At 44.4% G+C, this 9422-nt stretch carries 8 protein-coding genes; 1 reads left to right on the top strand and 7 read right to left on the bottom strand.

Going from position 1 to position 9422, the window contains the following annotated elements; translation table 11 throughout:
- Nucleotides 1-541, bottom strand: a 541-nt coding sequence (locus CXF78_RS02865; RefSeq protein WP_102035924.1) for a LysE family translocator, incomplete at its 3' end; no start/stop codon positions are given.
- A gap of 242 nt (nucleotides 542-783) precedes the next feature.
- On the opposite strand from CXF78_RS02865, the gene CXF78_RS02860 reads away from it, so the two are divergent.
- The gene (locus CXF78_RS02860) at nucleotides 784-1254 is read left to right on the top strand and encodes a DTW domain-containing protein (protein ID WP_102035923.1); all 471 of its coding nucleotides are present in this window, start codon (nucleotides 784-786) and stop codon (nucleotides 1252-1254) included.
- A gap of 75 nt (nucleotides 1255-1329) precedes the next feature.
- Here the strand turns inward: CXF78_RS02860 and CXF78_RS02855 are convergent, their stop codons facing one another.
- The 6 genes from CXF78_RS02855 to CXF78_RS02830 all read right to left on the bottom strand — a co-directional run.
- The gene (locus CXF78_RS02855) at nucleotides 1330-3978 is read right to left on the bottom strand and encodes a beta-glucosidase (RefSeq protein ID WP_102035922.1); all 2649 of its coding nucleotides are present in this window, start codon (nucleotides 3976-3978) and stop codon (nucleotides 1330-1332) included.
- Between the two features lie 15 nt (nucleotides 3979-3993).
- Nucleotides 3994-4755 carry a DUF6445 family protein gene (locus tag CXF78_RS02850; protein WP_102035921.1) on the bottom strand — a complete coding sequence of 254 codons (762 nt, stop codon included), beginning with the start codon at nucleotides 4753-4755 and terminating at the stop codon, nucleotides 3994-3996.
- 9 nt (nucleotides 4756-4764) lie between these two features.
- On the bottom strand, nucleotides 4765-6252 hold the full coding sequence (locus tag CXF78_RS02845; protein ID WP_102035920.1) for a tryptophan halogenase family protein: 1488 nt from the start codon (nucleotides 6250-6252) through the stop codon (nucleotides 4765-4767).
- Nucleotides 6253-6294: 42 nt separating this feature from the next.
- On the bottom strand, nucleotides 6295-7314 hold the full coding sequence (locus CXF78_RS02840) for a cupin-like domain-containing protein (RefSeq protein WP_102035919.1): 1020 nt from the start codon (nucleotides 7312-7314) through the stop codon (nucleotides 6295-6297).
- Between the two features lie 5 nt (nucleotides 7315-7319).
- Nucleotides 7320-8042, bottom strand: a complete 723-nt coding sequence (locus CXF78_RS02835) for a SapC family protein (RefSeq protein ID WP_102035918.1) — start codon at nucleotides 8040-8042, stop codon at nucleotides 7320-7322.
- 110 nt (nucleotides 8043-8152) lie between these two features.
- The coding region (locus CXF78_RS02830) for a tryptophan 7-halogenase (protein ID WP_102035917.1) at nucleotides 8153-9422 on the bottom strand (1270 nt) is incomplete at its 5' end.

The raw sequence follows: 9422 nt of genomic DNA, 5'->3' as shown, positions 1-9422 counted from the left end.
CTTTAGGGGAGGTAAATACCTGTTTTGCACTTGATGCCAAATATGCATAAGTGAGGTTAACTGAACCAAAAGCCAAGGTTGCAGTGGCGAGTATAATCATCACATCGATAAGGTCAACATGGACCATAGGCACAAAAGCAGGAAAAAAGCTGACGTAAAATATCAATGCTTTAGGGTTGCCAAGGGCAATAAGCAGGCCTGTGATTAAATTTTTAAATTGGCTCACTTTCGGTATGGTTGCTAATTGAACGCCTTTGGCGGTTGCACGCAACATACTGAAACCTAACCAGCATAAATAAAGCGCACTGGCGTACTTTATTATTTCAAACGCTGGCCCCATCGCATTGGCAATGGCAGCTAAACCAAACAAGGCTAATAGGATGTAAACAAAGTCGCCCATCAGCACGCCAAGGGTAATAAAAGCGCCATGCTTGAACCCATTTGAAAATGCTCTTGATACCACGGCAAACACTGCCGGCCCCGGCAGTATCGCCAAAATTAACATAGTGAAAAATAATGCAATAACTTGCTGTAGTATCATTAAATAACCTGAACTTGGGTTTATGGGTAGAATACGGTGGTTATAATCGATTAGGTCGCGACACTAAATCGATTTTTCGAGAGTATATCGTATTTTCATAGCGTTAATGTATTGGTCTATCGTAAGCAGTCGTTTCAGGTTATTGAATTGTGTTTATCGACGTTATGTTTTTATTACTTTGGTATTGCGGTATGTCATTACGGCGTTAAGCGGTTCATTTTATAGGTGTTATTTTTAAAATTATGTTGAAAATTATTTTGCTAACGCATTCACGAGAAATGGATCGTGCTAATAATACAGGCCAATTAGTCAAACACGTTTTAGGCGATAGCGCGCGGGTGGTTGAGTGGCACCGTAAACACCCCGACGCTGAATTATTGGCTGCGATTGAAGCGGGTAAAGTAGGCTTAGTGTTTCCAAATGATGAAACTACGCAAGAGGCTGGCTTGTTATTAGCGCAGTATGAGTATTTAGTGATTATCGATGCCACTTGGCAAGAAGCGCGCAAAATGTTTAATCAGAGCCCTTATTTAAAGGAATTGCCTAAAGTGTCTTTAGTGAATCCACCTAAGTCGATATACCCACTTAGGCGCAATCAAATTGAAGGTGGTTTATGCACAGCAGAATGTGTGGCATTACTGCTTAATCATGCGGGTGAAAGCGCATTATCGACAAGGTTAACCGAGCAACTGATGACATTTATTGAGCGTTAACGTTTGGAGCTGCCTGCGCCAACAGAATAATGTGACGCAGGCAGTTGTTGGGTTATAAGAGACTAAGTTGAACCGTTAAGGTTTGGCTTTATGTTGATAGTCAAAGCGTTTACGCAAACGAATGTCGGTAACCGATGCGCCAATCATCACTTCAAACTGGCCTGATTCGGCTAACCAATTATTAGTGTTGACGTCCCAAAACGATAAGTCGCGTTGGGTTAGCGTAAAGCTAGCTGTTTTGGTTTCACCTGCCTTTAACCATAACTTATCAAAGCCTTTTAGCTCTTTTGCTGGACGCGGTACGCTGGCTTTAACGTCGTGCAGATACAATTGCACTACCTCGGCACCATCGACTTTACTGGTGTTAGTGACATCGACTTCAACTGTGATAATGTCATCGTCAGCAATGTCATCATTTGCCATGTCAGCGCTTGAAAGACGGATGTTGCTGTAATTAAATTGGCTGTAAGACAGGCCGTGGCCAAAAGCAAATAATGGCGCAATATTTTGTTGTTCAAACCAGCGATAACCAATAAATACCCCTTCGCTATAAAGTGATTCAGTGGCGTTGTAATCGTTTAACGCGATAGGCGCGGTGTCAGTGAGTTTTTTCGGTAAGGTTATTGGCATTTTACCGCTAGGGTTTTGATTGCCCAATAACATATCCGCGTAAGCATTACCGGCTTCCATACCGCCATACCAGCCCCACACAACCGCTTTAGCGTTATCTGCCCACGGCATTTCTACCGCAGAGCCGCCAATCATAAACACCACTGTATTTGGATTCGCTTTGAGCAGTTTGGCGATGACCTCATCTTGCTGGCCTGGCAATACCATGTCAGGTCTGTCGATAGACTCGCGGTCATCGGCATGACTTAAGCCACCAAAGTAGATCACCGCATCAGCTTTCTTGGCTGCGGCTAAATACTCTTGTTCGGTATTGTACAAACTGTTGGGCGTTTCCCAGCCTAAGGTGGCTTGCTTGTCGCCTTGGTAACGTAAACTCACCGCGTAAGTCTCACCAGCAGTTAAGGTCATGGCTTTACTGATAACATGTCTTTGGTCTGCTTGGGTGGTGGCAATTAGCGGTTTATCGTTAATGTACAATGCTACTTGGCCGTCAGCTTTTATGTTAAAACTGTGGCTGCCCGTTTCGATAGGTTTGATGTTGGCTTTAATGTCGACAAACTGTTTTTGGCCTTTGGCATTAAATTGCGGATCGGCTATCCATGACTCACTGGCAAGCTGGGTCATCTTGTTGTCATTGTAATAATTAATTTGCCACGATGGCGTGCCAGTCCAATGACGTGTGGTTAAATAGTCATTGGCTATCGGCATAAATTGGCTGCTGGCTGGACGCATTAGTTGAATGTCGACCTTGTCACCCAGCTTGGCTTTTAAACCAGCTAATGGGCTGATTTCGTAGAGTGCTTTAACTTCTGATGAGCCGCCACCAAATCCATGGCGTTTATCGGCATTAGGGCCAAGTACCAAGACATGTTTAAGTTTGTCAGCATGTAGCGGTAATACCTTGTTATCGTTTTTAAGTAATACAATGCCATTTGCAGCCAGTGTGCGGGCATCATCACGGTGAGCTTGTGTGTTACGCTCGCCGGATAAACGGTGTTTATCCATCATGCCGATGCTGAGTTGCACCCGTAAAATACGGCGGACTTTATCATCAAGTACCGATACTGGTACTTTGCCAGCGTTAATCATCTCTAGTAGCGGTTTTGCCATAAAGTAATCGTCAAAATCAGCGACATCTGTGCCCATTTCAATATCAAGGCCGTTCATGGCGGCATCATAAGTGTTGATGTCGACGTTCCAGTCGGTAAGCAACACCCCTTGAAAGCCCCACTCGCCTTTTAAAATAGTATTGACTAAGTGCTCGCTCTGATTGGCGTTAGTGCCTCTAAATTCGTTATAGGCGCCCATGATGGCATGTACGTTGGCTTGTTTTACCGCCGCTTCAAACGCTGGTAAATACACTTCACGCAAGGTGCGCTCATCAGGTTTGGCATTTACTTTTGTGCGGTTTAGTTCTTGGGTATTAAGGGCATAATGCTTTACGGTGGCGCCGACATCATTGGCCTGAATCGCTTTGATTTCGGGCACCACTAAACTCGCCGCTAAAAACGGGTCTTCACCCATGTATTCAAAGTTACGCCCGTATAACGGTAGGCGCGCGAGGTTTACACCAGGGCCCAAAATAAGATCTTTATTGCGATGACGTGCTTCGGCGCCAAGCACATTGCCGTGCAGCGTGGCCATGTTAAGATCCCAACTGGCGGCGATTGCGGTTAACGGCGGTAAATAGGTCGAGTAATCGTTAGTCCATCCTGCGGGTGCCCATGAGTTGCGATCGATCTCGTAGCGCACACCGTGTGGGCCGTCTGACATCCACATTTCATGTATGCCTAAGCGCTCAATAGTAGGTATATGAAACTTGCCCGCGGCATGCACCAAAGACACTTTTTCCTCTAAGGTTAACTGAGGCAATAAGCGGTTAATGTCATCTTCGACTTGGCTAATACGATCGCCAATACGCAGCTTTTCATTATCTGGTAACACCGTTAATGCATGTAAGGTTTGTGGGGTAATGGTTGGGTGTGCTGCTAATGCAGCATGGCTGACACCTAAGTATATAAGTGATGAAACACATGCTGTAAGCGCTTTCTTTTTATGATTTGACGAGATGTTGCCGTGCTGTGGCTTAGCCATAACGAGGTCCCTGTGTTATTTGAAATTGATAAAGATATTCGCGGTAAGTCGTCCTGTTTTAGGACTGCTATCGATGTCGGTTGCTGAGTTGACTAACGTCGAGTGGAGTAGGTTACCGGGATATATGACTAAACGATTTGGCCGATATTGAACCTGATGATAAAGGGTGTAGTGATCATTACTATCGACCACATAATCAGGCATCAGCGTTTGTTGTGCATCGACAACCGGTTGTGCCTGATTAAAGTAATGGTCAATGTTGTGTGGTGTTATCTGTTCATATTGCGTGGCGTTATGGCGAAAAAATCCGGTATCACCATGGTCGCCATCATTGAGATAGTGCAGAATCGCAAAATAGTGCGGGTCTGGGGTGTCAAAGTGTGGCATGCATTGCAGCGGCAATAAACGTTTTGCAGGCTTGTCGATAACCGAAAACACGCATTGTTGGGGCTTTAAGCGTAACGAGTGTGGCACCTTGTAGGTATCATATATCAACTGATATACCGCATTAATTACGTCGATTACATATTGTTTGGGCAGCGGTGCGCGCTGCCCTGGATAGTATGAACCTTGGTCTTGATTAAATTGACTATCATCTATCGCAATATCAATTAGCTGCGACAGATCTGCGCCAAAGTCATCAATGATAATCACCGGCGTTTGCTGTTGGCCAATAAATTCAATATGGGGCGTAAATGGCCCCACCTTGATAATACTCTTGCTTGATAGAGTACTCTTGCTTGATATCGTTCGGTTGTTAGATGAGTCGGTTGCCATGTTACAACCTTACATGCTGGTTGATTTACAGTAATGCTGCACAAAATCATGGTGTGCTGGCAAGGTATCTACTTTACGTTTTACCGTTGCTTTAATGCTGTTTAAAAAGCTGGTTAATTCCGCTTCGTCCATCATGTCGACAATAGGGTGATATTCTTTTGGCATTAAGCCTTGGCCCATCATCACTTGGATCCACGAGCTTTCGCCAAACAATTCATTGCCGTATTTATAGACTTTGCCTGATTGACTGAACATGTCTATACGATGTTGTAATGAGGCTGGAATCGGCATGTTTTTACAGTAACGCCAAAAGCGACTGTCTTCGCGATCGGTGACCTTGTAATGCAAAATAATAAAGTCACGAATGTTATCCATTTCAACTTTAGTTTGTTGATTAAATTCAGCAATATCGGCATCAATAATACCTTGCGACGGGAACAGCTGTAATAGGCGCACTATGCTGCGTTGGATCATATGAATGCTGGTGGATTCTAAGGGCTCTAAAAATCCGGCAGATAAGCCAACAGCGACACAGTTTTTGTTCCAATGTTGGCGACGAGTACCGGTTTTAAACTTAATCACCCGAGGTTGATTAATCGGCGCGCCTTCAATGTTATTGAGCAATAATTCAGTCGCATCAGCATCAGAAATGTATTTACTGCAAAACACTAAACCATTGCCGGTGCGGGTTTGCAACGGAATACGCCATTGCCAACCAGACTCACGGGCAATCGATCGAGTATAAGGAATTGGTTTTTGAACCGCTTCAGTTTGTACTGCTATCGCACTGTCACACGGTAACCAGTGGCTCCAATCTTCAAAGCCAGTGTTTAAGGTTTGCTCAATAAGCAACGCTTTAAATCCGGTGCAGTCGATAAATAAATCGCCTTCAATTAACGCGCCATTTTCAAGCTTTAACGCGCGGATATTACCCGTGTCGTCGTGTAGTAATACGTCGGCTATTTTACCTTCGATGCGGGTCATGCCATGGTGCTCGGCAAATTTACGCAAAAACTTAGCATAAAGGCTCGCATCCATATGGTAAGCATGGTTGTAATCTTGGTTAGGAAGCACTGCAAATCGGCCTTGGCGAGCAGCTAAATGCTCGGTGCAATAGTCGCCAATGTCACTTACTAGGCCTTGTTGCTTACCCTTAAGCCAAAAGTGTTGAAAGCCACAAGCCCAGCAGTCTTTACCTAAAAAGCCAAATGAATGCAGGTAGTCTTTGTTGACGTCATGCCAGTTTTCAAACTGGATACCGAGTTTGAAGGTGGCATTTGTGGCTGCCATAACATCTTGTTCTTTTAAGCCCAGTAAACGATGGAAAATATGCAAGGTTGGAATGGTTGCTTCACCGACACCAATAGTGCCAATTTCGTCAGATTCTACTAATACAATTTCAAGATTTTTGCCCAACAGTTTGCTAAAGGCGGCTGCGGCCATCCAACCTGCGGTTCCACCACCGGCAATGACAACTTTTTTGATTGATTTATTCATCTTGGGCATCCTGTTTGGCTTGATATCTTGCTGTGTTCAGCATTATCGTTTTAATTTATTGATTAAGTCAGCGCGTATTTTGCGGGCTGTTAATTCGTCTAATGGCTTAGTTTGCATGCCTTTCACATTGTCGGGAATATGACTGTCATCAACATCGTCATGATCGAAAATGTAGTGTTCGAATATCGATTTCCATGCTTGGCGCTGAGTTTTAGGCAGAGAGCGTAAGCTTAATATGCTGTGCAATAAGGCATTGTTAGGCCGGCCTAAAAAGCCAGGAGTATCGCGCCACCAGTGGGTAATGAGTACGTTAAAATTATCGACGCCGCGAACATGGTGCCACCACATGCTGGGAATAAATAACACATCACCAGGGCTTAGCTCTGCTGTTAGGCTGGCGTCTAATGCCTGCTGAAAACGCGGGAAACGTTCAAAGTCGGGGTTCTCCATATCAACGAGACTGATGTCTTGGCCACCGGGTGCCAGTTCCATTGGGCCAACATACAAATTACTAATTTGTTCGGGTGGAAATAGGGTAAAGGTACGTTTTCCGACCACGTTACACGCTAGGTTTAGCGGAAAGTCATAATGAGCAGCGACCTTGGTTTGATTGCCCAACCAAATACTGGTTAAGGGTTGCATGGGCGCTAAATCTAAACTGTTTTGTGCCCCTAAACCGGGTAAACATTGGTGAATGTCGGTCGAGCCCATGTACATTCCGGCAGGCATGTCTTTAATCATTTCTTGGCTTAATCGGTCAAGCAGTTGATTAAAGTCCAATCGGCCAGCTTGATAATTAAAACCATCAAGTTGTTCATTGTAAAACACTCTACCGTGTTGTTCTGGCGGGACATAATACGCTGTTACTGGCATACCTTGATAAAACTGGCGCAGGTAAGTCATCGCGCTTTGTGCTGACTCTAATCCTGCCTGGACTAACGGCCAATGGTGACACAACCCCTTAAATACCATAGGTTTGTCGGCATCACGGATTAAATCAATGACACTCTCTAATGTACATTCATTGATGTGTTCGACGTGCTGAGTCTGGACCGCTGTCATCACTATTAACCTTGAGCATTCTTGAGGTTAAGTAAGTCTCTTACATTGCTTTGCGAGGCTAATGTCATGTAAATGGCTTGCAAGTAACCTTGCTGGTGCAGCTTTGCTAATGCGTCAGCAGACAATCCGGCTAAGGTTTCTTCATTGATGGTATAAAAACCGATCATCTGATTTTTTTGACCGTTGTCTAACTCAATATCTAAAGTGAATGATTCCAGCAATTGATGTTCAATCAAGGCATCGACAAAGCGTTGACCGTCTTGTAAACCATGATGAATGACCTCGAGAATTTCGCCGACTTCATCGAGTAATGGCGTGTTACCACCGTAAGGTAAAAACAAGGCTTCACCCTCGTTTTCGCTGACTCTAGGGTGGTCTAAGTCCACATGAATAACGCGTTGCTGACGTTCTACACCATCTTCTAGTACGGTTTGTTGGCCAATTAGAAAAGGTTGGCGACGCACAGTAAGCGGCACGTATGATGCACTCCAACCTTGCTCGCTTAAAAATACGTTGTCATTCTGCTGAAAGCCAAAAAGTGCCACCGCGTAAAATTGGCCTGTGGCAGTATCTTTATGAAAAAAGATAGGATAGTGGGCTTGCACGCTGCGAAATTCTTGCGGGAATGTCACGCTGTACCAAAGGTTATCGCCTAGTGCAGCAGAGCGATGAGTCATCACTTTTACGTCTTTATGTTCAATGCTGTTTAGTAATACATGTTGGCTCATTTTGATGTCCTATCTTGTTCGTTCAAATACGTCGTATTTTTATGATTATTGTACGTGAATCTTGCTTGTAATCTTATTGACGTTGTTATCGTGATTATTTATGTCATGTCTTAAAGCTTAGGGAAACCATATTGCGCCACTTTATCGAGTAACTCGCGATTAGTCGGCAGATTTTTACTAAGTGCTTGGGTGCGTTGCTGGTTGTCATTAAACAGTCGCTGTGCCAATTGCTGCATCGACGGTTTTACATGTGTGGGTAATTGGGTGTTAAAGCCCATACCATAAAGCACATATTGAAAACTGGCTGCCGGAAATAAGGCTTCTTTATAACTAATATCTTGTTGGCTCGGTGTTTGATAACGCCATAATTCCAGCATGGCTTGTAAGCTGTCGGGTATTGAGTTTGACTCACGATGGTCGCGCCAATAGCGATCCTCTTGACGTTGACTGATGACATAATGCAGTTTTAAAAAATCGATAATTTGTTGCCAATGTTGCTGATAACGCTCGTTAACTCGTGCCGAAATAGTATCCATCACCATGCGGTTTGGCGGTAATTGCTGGGCCAAGGTAGATGCAGTCCATTCGATTAATGCCAAAGCCGACGCTTCTAGTGGTTCAATAAACCCTGCCGCCATCCCGATAGCAATACAGTTATTTTGCCAGCATTTAGCACGATAACCTGGATTAATGGCCAGTTGTCGTGGCTCCAATTTGTCTGCTGCCGCGCCATCAACACCGAGGTAATTAAACAGAGTTTTCTGGGCATCTATATCGTTAGTGTGGCTTGATGAGTATACATAACCGACACCTTTACGTGTTGGTAGGCCAATATCCCAAATCCAACCGTTTGGCTGTGCAGTTGAGTGGGTGCAAGACGCAATAGGGCTATTTGCATCAGAATAGGGGACTTGTATCGCTAGTGCGCGATCATTAAAAAGCACCGATTTTTGGCATAAAAAGGGCACTTGTAAATGTTCACCTAACAGTAGTGATTTTGCGCCGGTGCAGTCGATAAATAACTGGCCACTAATTTCGCCATTCTGCTTGGTAATGAGTTTTTCGATGTCACCATGCTGGTTATTAATAATTTGGCTGACATGGTCGCGAATATGGGTGACGCCGAGTTTTTGAGTGCAATGCTCGGTGAGTAACTGGCTAAACTTGGCGGCATTAAGGTGATAGCCGTAGTTATTTTGAAAATGAAACTGGGCTGTGGCAATGCTTTTGGGGGCTAAACCAAGCTGAGTTAATACTTGCTGGCTGCAAACGGCTTCGGCAAAGCTGACTTGTTCTGCATGAGGCAACCAGTATGGGCATAAGTCGAGTTCTTGGTGACCGTGAGGCAAACTAAATGGGTGTAAATAACTGTCTGCGGCG

Source organism: Shewanella sp. 11B5 (assembly GCF_002836795.1).
GTDB classification, from domain to species: domain Bacteria; phylum Pseudomonadota; class Gammaproteobacteria; order Enterobacterales; family Shewanellaceae; genus Shewanella; species Shewanella frigidimarina.
This window is presented reverse-complemented; position numbering and strand designations above follow the sequence as displayed.